We start from the raw sequence: 15,108 nt of genomic DNA, 5'->3' as shown, positions 1-15,108 counted from the left end.
GCGAAGGTGCCAGGGTGTTACGACAGGTCGGCTGCGGTGAATCCGTGTTCGAGGGTGTGTTTGACCGTGGTGAGGAAGCGGGCTGCGTCGGCGCCGTCGACGATGCGGTGGTCGTAGCTCAGCGACAGGTGGGCCATCGAGCGCACGTCGATGCGCAGCCCACCGTCGTGGCGGGTGGGGACGAGGCGTTCGACGACGGTCCCGGTGCCGAGGATGCCGGTCTGGGGTTGGTTGATGATCGGGGTGTCGAACAGAGCGCCGCGACTGCCGGTGTTGGTGAGGGTGAAGGTGCCGCCGGACAACTCGTCGGGGGAGATCCGGCCGGTGCGGACGCGTTCGGCCTTGTCGGCGATCGCGCGGGCAAGTTGTTCGATGCTCATGAGGTGGGCATCGCGAATGACCGGCACCATCAACCCGCGGTCGCTGTCGACGGCCATACCGAGGTGGCAGTGCGCGAAGTAGCTCACCTCGGTGACCGCCGGGTTCAGCGCGGCATTGAGCACGCGGTGCTGCGCCAACGCTGCAATCGCGGCCTTGGCGAAGAACGGCAGGAACGACAGTTTGATGCCGGTCCGCGCATGAAAGTCATCCTTGTGTGCCGTCCGCAAAGTGGCGATCGCGGTCAAATCGACCTCCACCACCGACGTCAATTGCGCTGCCACCTGCAGAGATTCGACCATGCGGCGAGCGATGGTCTGCCGGATCCGGGGAAGCTTCTCCACCACGCTGCCACCCGAATCCGGCGTGGGTTGTGCAGCGACCGGAGAGGTGGGGTCCGGTTCCGGTGACGACCGAACAGCAGGGGGAGTCGTCACCGGAACCGGGGGCACCGCTGCGGGAGGAGACGCAGGTTGCGCAGCGGGTGCCGATTCAGGAGGAGCAGAAAAGATCTGGGTCGACTCGGCGCCGGCTTCGGTGATGACGGCTAGGTCGGCGCCCACGGAGACGACATCGTTCTCCTCGGCGAGGATGCGGTGCAGGATACCGGTGACCGGGGAGGGGATTTCGGTGTCGACCTTGTCGGTGGCCACCTCGAGCAGGGGTTCTTCGGCGGTGACGTGATCACCGGGTTGTTTCAGCCAGCGGGTGACGGTGCCCTCGTCGACACTTTCCCCGAGGGCCGGCATGTGCACGATGGTGCCGGCGAGTTGTTCGGTGCTCATAGTGGTCTCTCAGTTCCTGGTGTTGCTCGACCGATAACCGGTCAGGGAAGGATGTCGAGGGCGGCGGTGACGATGCTGTCGGCGTCGATGCCGTGGTAGCGGTAGACATCGTCGAGCGAGCCGACCTGCCCGAAGCGTGAGACCCCGAGGTGGGTGCTGCGCACCCGGTTGATGCCGGCGAGGAAGGCCAGGGTGTGCGGGTGACCGTCGAGGACGGTGACCATCGGGGTGGCCCGGTCGGTGGGGAAGAGCTGGTCGAGGATCCAGCTGTCTGCCGAGGTGCGGCCCTGGCGGGCCTGCCAGGCTTCGAACAGCAGACCGGGGCTGGTGATGCACAGCACGTCAGCGCGCACCCCGGTGGTCTCGAGTCGGTCGGCGGCGGCGAGGGCTTCGGTGATCATCGCGCCCATCGCCACGATGGTCACCTGCGCGTCGTTATGGCGCCGGATCGGATAGCCGCCGGCGACGACCTGGCGGCGGCGGCGTTCGCGGGCGGCCGGATCGGTGGGCACTGCGGCGAGGGTCTGATCGACCGGGCGGGTGGACAGCCGCAGATAGGCGGAGGTGCCGTCGGGGCGGCCGAGCTTGGCGAGCGATGCCAGCAGGGTCCATTCGACGTCGATGGCGAAGGCGGGTTCGTAGCTGATGCAGCCGGGTTGTTCGAGTCCGATCGAGGGGGTCTTGATGGACTGGTGGGCTCCGCCTTCGGCGGCGAGGGTGACTCCGGAGGGGGTGCCGACGAGGATGGATTGTCCGCCGGCGTAGATGCCGTAGGACCACGGCTCGAGGGCGCGTTCGACGAAGGGGTCGTAGAGCACGCCGATGGGCAGCAGGGGCTGGCCCCAGCGGCTCCAGGTGGCGCCGAGTTCGCCGATCAGCCCGACCAGGTTGGTTTCGGCGATGCCCAGTTCCATGTGCTGACCGGTGGGGCGTTCGTTCCAGTGCATGATCGTCTCGGGATCGTCGGCGAACCAGTTGTGCCGCTCGGCTGCCGACCACACGCCGACCTTGTTCACCCAACCGCCGAGGTTGGTGGTGGAGCTGACATCGGGGCTGACGGTGACCACCCGCTGTGCGGCGTCGGGGGATTCACGGGTCAGGTCCAGCAGCACCCGGCCGAGTGCGGCCTGGGTGGTGGCGGTGCCCTTCGGGGTTCGGCCGATATCGGTGGGAATGGTCACGTCGGGCAGCGCCGGCACCGGCTCTCGGTGAAGTCGGTCGGCGGTCGCTTGGCACAGCCGACCCGCGCCGGTATCGGCGGTAAAACGACCCCACGGATTCTGGGCATCCATGTCGAGGGTCGCGGCGAGCTGGGAGTATTCGTCCACCGTCAGCAGAGCCGAGTGGTTCTGCGGATGACCTTCGGTGGGCAGCCCGTAGCCCTTGATGGTGTAGGCGATGATCACGGTGGGCCGGGTATCGTCGATCTGCCGGTACGCCTGCGACAGCGCTTGCAGGTCGTGACCACCGAGATTGCGGACCGCTGCGGTGAGCGTCGCGTCGTCCAGGGTGGCGACGAGTTCGGTGATCCGGGTGCTGTCGGGGCCGGTGCCGGGCAGTCGGTCACGAATCTCGGTGGCGGTGCAGCGCAGCAGCCGCTGATATTCCGGGTTGGGCATGTCGAGGATGCGGGTGCGCAGCGCGTCACCGCCGGGGCGGGCGAACAGTTCTTCGAGGAGCTTGCCGAATTTGACGGTGATGACCTGCCAGCCGGCGGCGTCGAACATCTTCTCCAGGCGCCGGGCGGCGATGTTCGGGATGACCCGGTCCAGGGACTGGCGGTTGAGGTCGACGATCCACACCACCTCGCCGAGGTCGGCGATGCCCGGATCGAGGATGGCTTCCCAGACGGCGCCTTCGTCGAGTTCGGCATCGCCGACCAGCGAGTACTGCCGCCCGCGGCCGGTGGCGCCGAGATGGGTGTCGACGTAGCGGCGGGCCATCGCGCCCCAGATCGGGGCGGTGGCGCCGATACCGACCGAGCCGGTGGAGTAGTCGACGGTGTCGGGGTCCTTCAACCGGCTCGGATACGACTGCAGACCACCGAATTCACGCAGGGTCGTCAGATACTTCTCGTCGAGGTCGCCGAGCAGGTAGTTGATCGAGTGCAGCACCGGCGAAGCGTGGGGTTTGACCGACACTCGGTCTCCGGGGCGCAGGTGCTCGAACCACAGCGACGTCATGATCGAGACCATCGAGGCGCACGAGGCCTGATGGCCCCCGACCTTCAAGCCGGTGGGGTTCGGGCGCACGCGATTGGCGTGGTGGATCATCGAGGTCGACAGCCACAGCACCCGCTGCCGGATCGCCTCGAGTGCGGCGAGATCCTCCGACACCGCAGCGTCAACGCTCGAGTGGGAAATGGCGGAGTCATGGGAGACAGGCTGGGACATCGGGAAACTCTCTTTCGAAGACAACCACGCGGAACCGGGCAGGTCGACTGCATCGGGTGCTGAGGAGCCGGCTCGGCCGGCGACGGATGCGTCGCGGCCGAGCGGCCAAAGGAACAGGAATGCCAATCGGATTGTGTCTGCGGAGGCTTTCCCGATCTGCGGGGTGTGCATCCAGTCCACCAGGGGGTGTCTGTGTGCGCAATACTGGACTCTGAAAATGAACAATATGCACTTCGATCCGGGGTGCGGAGGGAAGCGAGGTGGGCACTTTGCCAAGCACACACCGGGCCGACCGGATCGACGCTCGAATCCTGACCGCACTGGCCGATGACCCTCGCGCCACCGTGATGGCGATAGCCGAGCGAACCGGTCTGTCTCGCAATACCGTTCAGGCACGATTGAGCAAGCTCGACGAGGCAGGGGCGCTGCGCTCGTTCGAACGCCGGGTCGACCCGGCGATTCTCGGATACCCGTTGCAGGCGTATGTGCTCACCAATGTCACGCAACGCAAACTCGACCGGGTCGGCGCGGCGCTCGATGCGATACCGGAAGTGTTGGAGGTGCACGGCCTCAGCGGCGTGGCGGATCTGCTTGTGCACGTGGCAGCCAAGGACGCAGACGATCTGTATCGCATCGCTGGGGACATCCTGAACATCAAAGGCGTCAAACGCACCACGACGGCGCTGGTGATGCGGGAGATGGTGGACTATCGGATCCGCCCGTTACTCGACTTTCTCGCCGAGTAACGGGTCGTCGATCATTCCCAGCGCAGACACTCGGTGTGGTCGAGACGTGGAAGTCTTCCCAACCATGCATTCTTACCCGGACGGCCGATGTTGACCACCAGCAGCGACCGCCACCGGCCGTCGGGGAAGAAGTCGGCGTCCAGGGACGATGCGTCGAAACCGCTCATCGGACCCGCAGCCAAACCCCGGGCTCGGACTGCAAGGATAAAATAGCCGGCCTGCAGAGCAGCATTGAGCCGTGCGCTGGCATCACGGAGTGCCTCGTTCGAGGCGTAGAGCTGAGCGACTTCCGGTTTGAATGGCAGCAGTGCGCTCATGTATTCGTGGAAACGAGTGTCAATGGCCAGGATTGCGACCGCAGGAGCCGACGCGGTCTTGGCCTTGTTCCCCTCGTACATGTGAGCAGTGAGTCGGGCGCGTCCGGCATCTGTTCGCACGAACACCACTCGCAGCGGTTGCGTATTCGCCCCGGTCGGTGCCCATCGCGCCAGTTCCCAGATGTCGGCGAGTTGCTGGTCGGACACCGGAATAGGAGCGAAGGTGTTCGCTGTGCGCGCAGAGAAGAACAGTGCCTCGAGCGCTTGCTCGTCGACCGCGTCCAGATGAGGACACGCGGCGTTTTCAACATCGTTGGTCACGATCGTCCTTGTTGTCGTGGTGTGGTCGGAACGTTGCGATGCCGAGGTTCGAGGTGCTGGCAGACCTCGGTCCGTGGTGACGACGTGGCCTGGATCAGCTGCGATGGTGAACGCTCACATCAAGATTGGTCGAAGACGAGTTCTGCGGGTACATCGCCGGGTGCTCGAGGAGGATGTACCCGCAGAGGGAGCTTGACCCCTGATCTTGGACACGTGGAATCCAGCACACTGCTGGGGGAAGCGAGAATCCAAGGATGGCCAGAAAGAACTACACCGACGAGTTCCGCCGTCGGGCGGTGGACTTGTATGAGTCCACGCCGGGCGCGACGCTCAAGGGGATCGCGGCGGATCTGGGCGTGTCTCGGGGCGCGTTGAAGGAGTGGGTCGACAAGCTGGGCTCGGGGACCATGACGGCGGGTGCAGCGCCGGTCGCGCCGAGCCGAGGCCGGCCCGAGTCACAGACGGCGAGGATCGCGCGGCTGGAGTCGGAGAACGCCGCGTTGAGGGTCGAGCAGGCCAAGCTCGCTGAGGAGCGGGACATCCTTCGCCAGGCGGCGAAGTATTTCGCCGGGGAGACGAACTGGTGAACCGCTTCCAGTTCGTCGAGGACCACAAGGACGCCTGGGGCGTGAAGCGGTTGTGCGAGGTCATCGAGATCGCCCGGTCGTCGTTCTATGCGTGGCTGGCCGCTGCGCCGGGACGTGCCGCGAGGCAAGCCGAGGATGCGGCGCTGGCTGAGCGGATCCGGGTGCTGCAGGACCCGGCGCTGGGCGGGGACCGTGCCTCGGGGGCACCCAGGATCACCGCCGACCTGAACGAGGGTGCGGCCGCGGACGGGCGGGTCAACCACAAGCGGGTGGCCCGCGTGATGCGCGAGCACGGCCTAGCCGGCGTCCGGCTGCGCCGTCGCGTGCGCACCACGATCCCCGACCAGTCGGGACGGCGTTTCCCCGATCTGATCGGCCGCGACTTCTCCGCCGGCGAACCGAACCGCCGCTACGTCGGCGACATCACCTACCTACCCGTCGGGGGCGGCACGAACCTGTACTTCGCCTCGTGCATCGACCTCGGCTCGCGGAAGCTCACCGGGTGGGCGATGGCCGACCACATGCGCACCGAACTCGTCGGGGGCGCGCTCGAAGCCGCCCGGCGCGAGCGCGGTTCCCTTACCGGTTCGGTGTTCCACTCAGACCACGGGTCGGTCTACACCTCGAAGGCATACGCCGCCCTCTGCGAGCAACTCGGGGTGACCCAGTCGATGGGGGCGATCGGATCGTCCGCCGACAATGCCCTCGCCGAGTCGTTCAACGCGACCCTCAAACGTGAACTCCTCGAAGGCCGTTCTGCGTTTCCCGACGCGGCCACTGCCTACCGCGCCGTGTTCCGCTGGGCGAACCGCTACAACACCCGGCGCCGCCACTCCGCGATCGGCAATATCAGCCCGAACGCCTACGAAGCCGCTGCCTCCGCTACCCTCGCGGAAGCGGCATAACCGAAATGACACCGTGTCCAAGATCAGGGGCTAAGAGCGTGTCTCATGTGGAGAGTTTCTTGAAACAGGTGATGGCCGCGGCAAGCTGGAGGAAGCCAGCGAAGTGTTCGGCATGTCGTTCTTAGCGGATCGTGAGCCTTCGGTAACCGGTGAGCCAGGCGAGGGTGCGTTCGATCTTCCATCGGTGCCGGCCGAGACGATCGTTGCGGTCGATGCCGCGGCGAGCGATCCGCGGCACGATCCGGCGCTCGCGCAGGCGACCCGGTTTGCGTCGTCGCGGTCCACGGCGGGACTTGACCGCGGGAATGGCGTCGAGCATCGGGCGCAGCATGGTGCTGTCGTGGGTGTTCGCTGCCGAGACGCCGACGACCAGCGGAATTCCCTCGGCTTCGGACAGGACGTGGATCTTCGACCCCTTCTTGCCGCGGTCGACCGGGCTGGGACCGGTCAGAGATCCCCCCTTTTTGCCCGGACGCTCGCCGCATCCAGGATCGCTGCCGACCAGTCCAGCTCGCCTGAGCCTCCGAGTCGATCGAGCACCTCACGGTGCAGGTTCTCGAACACCCCGGCGCGCACCCAGGCCGTGAAGCGGCGATGGGCGGTCGGGACGGTCACCCCGAACGACGGTGGCAGGTGCCGCCAAGCGCAGCCGCTCGTCAACACGAACACAATCGCCGTGAACACTGCCCGGTCGTCGATCGGTGCACTGCCACCGCCCTGTGGTCGGGACGCGAAGCGTGGAATGAGCGGTTCGGCGATCTCCCACAACGCATCCGGCACCAAACGTAGAGACAGCTCGTCGACCACGGATCACATCATGTACCACAACCCGCTTCGTCCACATGAGACACGCTCTAACCTCAAGATTTCGTCTCGTCGGAATCACTTCGGATTGATCAGGTGGTTGCCGCGTTCGTGGGGCAGGCGTGCGGGATCGCCGGCGCTGTGATCGCCGGTCCTCCGTGGCTGGTCGTCGGGTCTGATGTGTCTGGTTAGGCGGCGCGCAGGGCGGTCCAGGCGGTGTCGATGAGCTGGTTGTGGGGCCATCCTCTCGGGAGCCGCAGCAACCACCTTCGACCGGTGTGGACGATGCGTCCGGCGACGGCAAGGATCCGTAGGCGTAGCCATTTGGGTTCCCACCTGCGAACCTGCGCACGCTCGTCCCAGGCGAGGGTTTGGGTCCAGGCGAGTAGTTCGGCTGCGAGGGAGACGATTTCGAGCCAGATCTGGTTCTGGGCGAAGCCGTGGAACGGCAAGTTCCGCATCCCGGTGTCCTTGAGTGCGCGGATGCGGTCTTCGGCGCGGGCGCGTTGCCGGTGCCGGACCTCGAGGACCGGCAGGGTCCATCCGGGGCCGCGGGTGTTGGTCGCGAAGCAGGTGATCCGCCATCCGTCCGCGTCGGTCAACCGCAGTTGGGCGCCGGGATGGGGGCGTTCGCGGCGGACGATGACCCGCATCCCGTCGGGCCAGTCCTGCGGTCCGGGTCGGGTGGCTCGGGTCGGTTCCGGCATCCACGCGGTCAACTCGGCGACCTGGGCACCGTCGCGGGATTCACCGTCGCTGTCGATCGCGGCCCGCCACGCCCGAACAGGAATTGCCTCGATCGCAGCTTTGACGGTGTCGTGGGCGGGGAACCCGATCGAATACTCCAGGCCCGCGTCGGTGATGTGATGCAGGAACGCCTTCGAGCATCCACCGGAGTCCGTGCGGACCAGCACCTGGCCCCGCTCCGCTGCCGGGAGCTGAGCGAGCGCGTGATCGAGCGCGGTGATGTGATCCTGCTTGTCGAACGGGGACGCCTTGCCCGAACGTAGTTCCAGGACCAGCGGTTCCCCGGTTCCGTCCTCACCGTGGTCGACGAACACACACATCGGTGCGAACCCGAAGGTCCGCTTGTAGGTTGGCTCCGCGAGTTCCTTGTCCGAGTGCGCGGTCACCAATGTCGAGTCCAGGTCGACGATCACCTGGCCACCGTCACGACTGCCCGATCTGCCGGCCAACGGTCGTCGGCGCGTCCACACCGCAGCTCGCGCCTGGGCACGGGCCTGCCGGATCGCGGGCAGCACGTTCTCGACGTCACCGGCGAGTGTGGTGACCAATCGGGACACCGTCGGATCCGAGGCGACCAGTCCGAACAGGGCCGGTTGGGCCCGCACCACGGCCAGGTCCGCGGCGCAGTCACCGCCGAGCGCGACCGCCGTGGCCAGGTCGATGAGTACTTTGCCGGGATCGTGGATCGATCGCGGCGACCGCCACGGCGTCAACACCTGCGATAGGGCCCGCCCCAGGGTCGAGACCCGGATTGTCTCGCGAAGCAGCAGTGCCCCGGACGACGAGATCAGCGACTCGCGGCCGCGATCGAGAACCAGCGGTGGGTAGAGGTTAGGCTTCACCTGCGGAGTGCCTCTCTCGATGACGGATCTTGACCTTCGACAAGCCAAGAATCCACCACCGGACAGGCACTTCCGTGCTTTACACGCCGTACTCACCCCGCGGAAGACGAAACCGCGAGGCTAAGGCCCACCAAGTCTACGTCCCCCTACCCCCATCTATCCGCATCGGCCACCGGAACCGGTGTCGTGTCGCACGCCGGAGCGGTCCTGCTGCTGCGCACCGCGGAGAAGACCGGCCTCGCTGCGGCGTTGACGACCGAACTCGCACCATATCGAAAACCGCTGGCCCGACACGATCCCGGCAAGATCGTGCTCGATCTCGCGACAGCACTGGCACTCGGCGGAGACTGCCTCGCCGACAACGCGCAACTGCGTGCTCACCCGGAAGTCTTCGGACAGGTGGCTTCCGACCCGACTGTCTCCCGCCTGATCAGCAGGTTGGCCGCCGACGCCGATACCGCCCTCGCCGCGATCGACCGGGCCCGCGCCACCGCCCGCACCCATGCCTGGACTGCCGCCGGTACGTCGGCTCCCGACCATGCCATCGGCGAAGCCCATCCGCTGGTCCTCGATATCGATGCCACCGAAGGTCACCGCACATTCCGAGAAGGAACAGGCCGCCCCGACGTTCAAGCGAGGCTTCGGTTTCCATTCGTTGTGTGCGTTCGTCGACCATGGCGCCGGCGGCACCGGTGAACCCGTCGCGATGCTGCTGCGGCCGGGGAATTCGGGGTCGAATACCGCTGCCGATCACGTCACCGTGGTGCAGGACGCACTGGCACAGTTGCCGTTCGACCCGGGATACCGGGTCGGGAAGAAGGTGCTGGTGCGTATCGACGGCGCCGGCGGCACCCACCACCTGATCGAGTATCTGACCAAGCGCCGGCTCTCGTATTCGGTGGGGTTCGGGTTGACCGACGCCCACACCGAAGCGATCGACCTGGTTCCTGACCAGGCGTGGACCCCGGCCTACGATTCCGACGGCCAGGTCCGCGACGGGGCCTGGGTCGCCGAGATCACCGACCTGCTCGATCTGTCGTCGTGGCCGGAAGGCATGCGGGTGATCGTCCGGAAGGAGAGGCCGCATCCGGGTGCACAGTTGCGGTTCACCGACCGCGACGGGCTGCGCCTGACCGCGTTCGTGACGAACACCCGCCGAGGCCAGCTGCCCGATCTGGAGCTGCGGCACCGGCGTAGGGCTCGGTGCGAGGACCGGATCCGAGCAGCGAAAGTCACCGGGTTGCAGAATCTTCCGTTGCACCGTTTCGATCAGAACCGGATTTGGTTGGCGCTCGTGCAACTCGCATGCGAGCTGCTCGCGTGGATGCAGATGCTCGCGTTGACCGAGCTTCCGGCACGGCGGTGGGAACCGAAACGGGTGCGGCTGCGGCTGCTGTCGATCGCGGGGAGGATCGCCCGACATGCCCGCCGTGTTCGTCTGCGGCTGGCCGTCACAGCTCCGGATGTCGATGTTCTCATGGCCGGCCTGAACCGGCTCGCAGCGCTTCCTGCGCCTGCGTGACCAGTTCTTATCTGTCCGATCGAGACGAAAGGAAACCGTTCTCGGGGCCGTGGACCTCGGCGTCACCCGACCGTGTCGGGCGACCGAGCGTAGATGCACACCGGATCCACGGTCTCCACACCCAATCCGAAGCCGCTCAGGCCGGCACGCGGGACTCGCGAAAGATTGAGGCTAGAACTCCTTGCGTAAAGCGGATGAAAGCAGCGTCGAGTGGATAGACGGATGAATGTGACGCACCTAACTTTCATGTAATGAGTGTGGCGATGCAAAGACAGGAAAGGTGATGAGCTTCGTGACTATTGACGGCCGCCTTCTGCGGAACTCTCTCGGACACTTTGCAACCGGTGTCACCGTGGTGACTTACGAAATCGACGGTGAACAGTTGGGGCTGACTTTGAACGCCTTCACTGCCGTGTCCCTCGACCCACCGCTGATACTGGTCTCCCTAGACCGGCGCAGCAACGCCAGCAAGAACCTGGAAGGCCGGCCCTTCGTGGTCAACATCCTTTCCGGCGCTCAGCTGCAGCACGCGATGAACTTCGCGGGAAAACCCCAGCAGGACTGCATTATCGATTGGCACGACTGCACCCCCGGCCAACCGCCGAGATTGGCTGGCTGTGCCGGCTATTTCGAATGCGCACCGTGGCATTCGTACGACGGCGGCGATCACATCTTGTATCTCGGCGAGGTCAAGGACTTCGGGGTCGCCCCAGACGTTGAGCCCCTGCTGTTTTATGGCGGCAAGTTCCGCACGGTGGGGGGATACGCCGACGATGTACTTCAAGCCACCTGAATACAACACGCCTCTCCAGATCCGCCTCTACAGCAAGGAGTTTGAAGATCATGACGACGGAACAGACGGCACCGCCAACCGCCGCCAGTGCCACTACTCGACCACTCAACGGCGAGGAATACCTGGAGAGCATCCGCGACGGGCGCGAGGTGTGGATCTATGGTGAACGTGTCAAGGACGTCACGACCCATCCGGCGTTCCGCAACAGTGCGCGCATGGTCGCCCGCCAATACGACGCCCTTCACGACAAGGAAAACTATCCAAGCCTTCAGGTTCCGACCGACACCGGTAGCGGCGGATACACCCACCCGTTCTTCAAGTCCCCTTATACGAGCAATGACCTGCGTGAATCCGCCGATGCCATTGCGAGTTTCGCTCGCCTGAATTACGGCTGGATGGGCCGCAGCCCCGACTATAAGGCCGGGACTGCTGCACGGATAGGTGACATCTGATCTGTGGTGCCGCAAGGCACTGCTGGAAGGATGTGCCCTGTGCCGAAGCCGTATCCCAAAGAGTTCCGTGACGACGTCGTCCGTGTTGCCCGTGGCCGTGAGCCCGGTCAGCAACTGAAGCAGATCGCCGCCGATTTCGGGATCAGCGAGTCCTGCCTGGCGAACTGGATGAAGGCCGCCGACGTCGAGGACGGCGTCAAGCCCGGAACCACCGCCAGTGAGAACGCCGAGCTGCGCGAAGCCCGGAAACGGATCCGGCTGCTCGAACAGGAGAACGAGGTCCTGCGTCGCGCCGCGGCATATCTGTCGCAGGCGAACCTGCCGGGAAAATGATGTACCCGCTCGTCCGTGAGTTGGCCGTTGACGGCATCCCCGTCGCGGTGACGTGCCGGGTCCTCAAAATCGCGCGCCAGCCCTACTACCGGTGGCTTGCCACACCGGTGACCGCTGCCGAACTCGACGAGGCCTACCGGGCCAACGCCCTGTTCGACGCCCACCGCGACGACCCCGAATTCGGGTACCGGTTCCTCGTCGACGAGGCCGCCGACGCCGGCCAGACGATGGCGCAGCGCACCGGGTGGCGGATCTGCTCAGCCAACAAGTGGTGGAGCTCGTTCGGCAAGAAACGCGGCACCAAACACGTCCGTTCCGGGCCGCCGGTCCACGACGACCTCGTCGCCCGCAACTTCACCGCCGATAAGCGGAATCGATTGTGGCTCACAGATATCACCGAGCATCACACCGGTGAGGGCAAGCTCTACCTGTGCGCGATCAAGGACGTGCACTCGAACCGGATCGTCGGCTACTCCATCGACTCGAGAATGAAAGCCCGACTCGCGGTCGACGCCCTCGACTCCGCCGTCGCCCGCCGGGCCGCGGCCGGAGATCAGGTCGCCGGCTGCATCGTCCACAGCGACCGCGGATCGCAATTCCGGTCCAGGAAATTCGTCCACGCTCTCGGCCGGCACGCGATGGTCGGATCGATGGGCCGAGTCGGCGCCTGCGGCGACAACGCCGCCATGGAATCGTTCTTCTCACTGCTGCAGAAGAACGTCCTCGACCGCCAGCCCTGGGCGATCCGGAACGAGCTCCGGATCGCGATCATCACCTGGATCGAACGGACCTACCACCGCCGCCGACGCCAAGCCAGGCTCGGCAGATTGACCCCTGTCGAATACGAGACCATCATGACCACACCAGCCACTCAGGCTGCGTGACCGAACCTGTCACCTGATCGTGCAGCAGTCCCGTTCGCGTCCGGTAATCGCTGCTCACGCAGCTGTAGATCGCGGTGGTGGATGCGTGCTCATGACCCATTTGGTGCTGGACGAACATCGCGTCCCAGCCGTCCTCGAGCAGGTGGGTTGCGTATGACCGTCGAAAGGAGTGGAGGTCGAGCCCTGGCGACAGGTCCAGATCGTCGCAGTATCGGCGGAAACGTCGGATCAGCGTAGTTTCAGAGACCAGATTGCCGCGTTCACTGGGGAAGAGATCTATGCCGTCGTCCATGTGGCCATGACCGTTTTCGAGCCAGTCGGTGATGACGTCGGGGGTCCAGTCGAAGACAGTAAGTACGCCACGACGCTTTGGAGGGGACCCTTTCTTGGCCTTGCCGTATCGCACGTTGACGACCCCGAACTTGCCGAACTCCTTGGCGTGAGGGTTTCGCGCGAAGTCGACGGTTCGGAGGTGTGCGAGCTCGTTGAAGCGAAGGCCGTAGGAGTAGGCGAGCTTGAACATTACGGAATCGCGATAGGCCGGCAGCCACCCCTTGCGGCCCGATGCGGCGATCGCCGAGACCTGGTCGTCGGCATGGTCGAAGAAGTCTTGAATCTCGCGCTTGGTGAAGGCTCGCTTATCTGGCCTGGACTCGTTCTCTTGGACGTGCTGGGCCGTGTTCCAGTCGAAGAAGACCTGCGTTGGATGGGTGCCGAATAGCTCCTCGCAGACGCGGTCCCAGCCGTAGTCGGGGTTGCTGATGTATGAGCAGAACTGCCGCAGGCCCACCTGATAGGCGCGGATGGAGGACTGGGAGAGACTGTGGATCGATCTGAGATCGCCGAAAAACTCGTCGACCATTGCAACTGTCCAGGACCACGGGTGCTCATTCGAGTGCTCGATGAACCGTTCGACCTGCTTGATGCGGGCATCGATGGTCTCGAACCGAAGGTTGCGGCTGAGCTGCTGGTTGCGCCATCCCTGCAGCATCTCTGCGATGGTCTGTTCCTCGGGGTGCAGCGGCCGGACAGCACTGACGAGATAGGCGCGTCCAACATCGTCAACCGCCATCGGCACCTCCAGGCCGTGTCTCATCTGATGCATCAATGATTCATCTGATGCATCATCAAGTCAAGACCCCAGGTCAACGAATCGCGGACTGGTTGGTTGCCACGTCACAGGCTTAGGCTCTCGGGGCGTTCGCGAAACCTTCGATGCTCCGAATGTCGCTGTGTAGCAGTTGGGTTGGCACTTGCTGAGGCACGGTTGGAGGAGTGCCCGAGTTGATGCATCTGATGCAATATGCAGGGCTCGGGTTGACATAAGATATATTATCGGCTAAAAGTGTGGCTGTTGACAGGCCAGTCAAACGGCTACACTGGACGGCATGACGACAGTGCCACTGGGTGAAGCCAAGGACAAGCTTTCCGCGCTGGTCGACAGCGCCGAGAGCACGCACGACATCATCACGATCACCAAGCACGGCAAACCTGCTGCGGTGCTGATGTCGGCCGACGACCTCGAATCGCTGCACGAGACGATCTACTGGCTCTCACGTGCCGGTGTCCGCGACGACGTCGCTACCGCCGACGCCGAGTACGCCGCGGGCCACACCGTCTCCATCGACGACCTGCGCGCCAAACACGGCATGCCGCCGAAATGAGCGACGCTCCGACAGACTCGCCGGCCCCGTACCGGGTCGAGGTCGCATCCCCAGCTCGCCGCGACCTTCAACGCCTTCCGCCCCGGATCGTCCACGCCGTCATCGAATTCGTCTCCGGACCTCTCGCTAGCAACCCGCACCGGCTCAGCAAGCCGCTGCGCGACGACCTCGCCGGCCTCCACAGCGCCCGCCGCGGCGACTACCGCGTCCTGCTCCGCATCGACGACCCCAACCACACCATCGTTGTCGTCAGAATCGACCACCGTGCACACGCCTATCGCACCTAACTGACTGTGGCACTGCATACCTGGACGAAGGAGAGAATGTCGTGAACGACCCCGGGAACACCCTCGACCACGCTATCGACCAGCTCTACGACCCCATCATCGCTCTGCAACGCCAGGCGCTCGACATCGAGCGCGACTACCGTGACCTCGCCCAACGCGACGATCTAGCCGTCGACACTCTCGGCGCACCCACCACACCCGCCGAAGCCATCGCCAGCATCACCGAAGCCCTCGCATCCCTTCGCGACACACTCCGCGCCGCCGAAGAACACCAAGCCGCCGCCAAACGGCACGCAGCACGCCTCTACATCGACCGCTAGACCCTGTCAGACCCTCAATTCAGGGATC

General features: G+C 65.1%; 13 protein-coding genes and 2 pseudogenes. 9 read left to right on the top strand and 6 right to left on the bottom strand.

Annotated elements, in window-relative coordinates; all coding sequences use genetic code 11:
- Positions 1-17 precede the first annotated feature (17 nt).
- Together ACSYG9_RS27485 and ACSYG9_RS27480 are read right to left on the bottom strand one after the other, a co-directional pair.
- On the bottom strand, positions 18-1,163 hold the full coding sequence (locus ACSYG9_RS27485) for a 2-oxo acid dehydrogenase subunit E2 (RefSeq protein ID WP_220667218.1): 1,146 nt from the start codon (positions 1,161-1,163) through the stop codon (positions 18-20).
- A 41-nt stretch (positions 1,164-1,204) separates the two neighbouring features.
- Entirely contained in the window at positions 1,205-3,556 is a 2,352-nt protein-coding gene (locus ACSYG9_RS27480; RefSeq protein ID WP_220667219.1) for a transketolase-like TK C-terminal-containing protein, read from the bottom strand.
- Between the two features lie 269 nt (positions 3,557-3,825).
- On the opposite strand from ACSYG9_RS27480, the gene ACSYG9_RS27475 reads away from it, so the two are divergent.
- Entirely contained in the window at positions 3,826-4,302 is a 477-nt protein-coding gene (locus tag ACSYG9_RS27475; protein WP_432679648.1) for an Lrp/AsnC family transcriptional regulator, read from the top strand.
- 11 nt (positions 4,303-4,313) lie between these two features.
- Here the strand turns inward: ACSYG9_RS27475 and ACSYG9_RS27470 are convergent, their stop codons facing one another.
- A complete protein-coding gene (locus tag ACSYG9_RS27470; RefSeq protein ID WP_220667275.1) occupies positions 4,314-4,940 on the bottom strand; it encodes a malonic semialdehyde reductase in 627 nt (208 codons plus the stop codon).
- Between the two features lie 254 nt (positions 4,941-5,194).
- Between ACSYG9_RS27470 and ACSYG9_RS27465 the strand changes: the two genes are divergently transcribed.
- A protein-coding gene (locus tag ACSYG9_RS27465; RefSeq protein WP_432793392.1) for an IS3 family transposase occupies positions 5,195-6,432 on the top strand; the annotation gives its coding sequence in 2 pieces (ribosomal slippage) (positions 5,195-5,507 and positions 5,507-6,432; 1,239 coding nt in all).
- Positions 6,433-6,475: 43 nt separating this feature from the next.
- Here the strand turns inward: ACSYG9_RS27465 and ACSYG9_RS27460 are convergent.
- Positions 6,476-7,239: pseudogene (locus tag ACSYG9_RS27460) on the bottom strand (IS5 family transposase).
- Positions 7,240-7,424: 185 nt separating this feature from the next.
- Entirely contained in the window at positions 7,425-8,825 is a 1,401-nt protein-coding gene (locus ACSYG9_RS27455; protein ID WP_308257126.1) for an IS1380 family transposase, read from the bottom strand.
- Positions 8,826-9,011: 186 nt separating this feature from the next.
- Here ACSYG9_RS27455 and ACSYG9_RS27450 point away from each other — a divergent pair.
- From ACSYG9_RS27450 to ACSYG9_RS27435, 4 genes and pseudogenes are all read left to right on the top strand, one after another.
- A pseudogene (locus tag ACSYG9_RS27450) lies at positions 9,012-10,347 on the top strand (IS1380 family transposase).
- A gap of 283 nt (positions 10,348-10,630) precedes the next feature.
- Positions 10,631-11,140 carry a flavin reductase family protein gene (locus ACSYG9_RS27445; protein WP_220667273.1) on the top strand — a complete coding sequence of 170 codons (510 nt, stop codon included), beginning with the start codon at positions 10,631-10,633 and terminating at the stop codon, positions 11,138-11,140.
- A 50-nt stretch (positions 11,141-11,190) separates the two neighbouring features.
- On the top strand, positions 11,191-11,592 hold the full coding sequence (locus ACSYG9_RS27440; protein ID WP_432677237.1) for a 4-hydroxyphenylacetate 3-hydroxylase N-terminal domain-containing protein: 402 nt from the start codon (positions 11,191-11,193) through the stop codon (positions 11,590-11,592).
- 39 nt (positions 11,593-11,631) lie between these two features.
- Positions 11,632-12,809, top strand: a protein-coding gene (locus ACSYG9_RS27435; RefSeq protein WP_220667282.1) for an IS3 family transposase whose coding sequence is annotated in 2 segments (ribosomal slippage) — positions 11,632-11,916 and positions 11,919-12,809 — 1,176 coding nt in all. Because the reading frame shifts where the segments join, the coding sequence is not laid out codon by codon here.
- Here the strand turns inward: ACSYG9_RS27435 and ACSYG9_RS27430 are convergent.
- On the bottom strand, positions 12,778-13,881 hold the full coding sequence (locus ACSYG9_RS27430; RefSeq protein WP_259444483.1) for a tyrosine-type recombinase/integrase: 1,104 nt from the start codon (positions 13,879-13,881) through the stop codon (positions 12,778-12,780). The two genes, ACSYG9_RS27435 and ACSYG9_RS27430, sit on opposite strands and share 32 nt — an antisense overlap.
- Before the next feature lie 316 nt (positions 13,882-14,197).
- Here ACSYG9_RS27430 and ACSYG9_RS27425 point away from each other — a divergent pair, with 316 nt between their 5' ends.
- From ACSYG9_RS27425 to ACSYG9_RS27415, 3 genes are read left to right on the top strand one after another with little or no spacing between them, the layout of a single operon-like run.
- Entirely contained in the window at positions 14,198-14,473 is a 276-nt protein-coding gene (locus tag ACSYG9_RS27425; protein WP_220667260.1) for a type II toxin-antitoxin system Phd/YefM family antitoxin, read from the top strand.
- A complete protein-coding gene (locus ACSYG9_RS27420; RefSeq protein WP_220667261.1) occupies positions 14,470-14,760 on the top strand; it encodes a type II toxin-antitoxin system RelE family toxin in 291 nt (96 codons plus the stop codon). Before ACSYG9_RS27425 ends, ACSYG9_RS27420 begins: the two co-directional genes overlap by 4 nt.
- A gap of 41 nt (positions 14,761-14,801) precedes the next feature.
- A complete protein-coding gene (locus ACSYG9_RS27415) occupies positions 14,802-15,080 on the top strand; it encodes a hypothetical protein (protein ID WP_220667262.1) in 279 nt (92 codons plus the stop codon).
- Positions 15,081-15,108 lie beyond the last annotated feature (28 nt).

Source organism: Rhodococcus sp. SJ-2, assembly GCF_053750035.1.
Note: the sequence above shows the minus strand (reverse complement) of the source record. Positions and strands in the feature narration are given on the sequence as shown.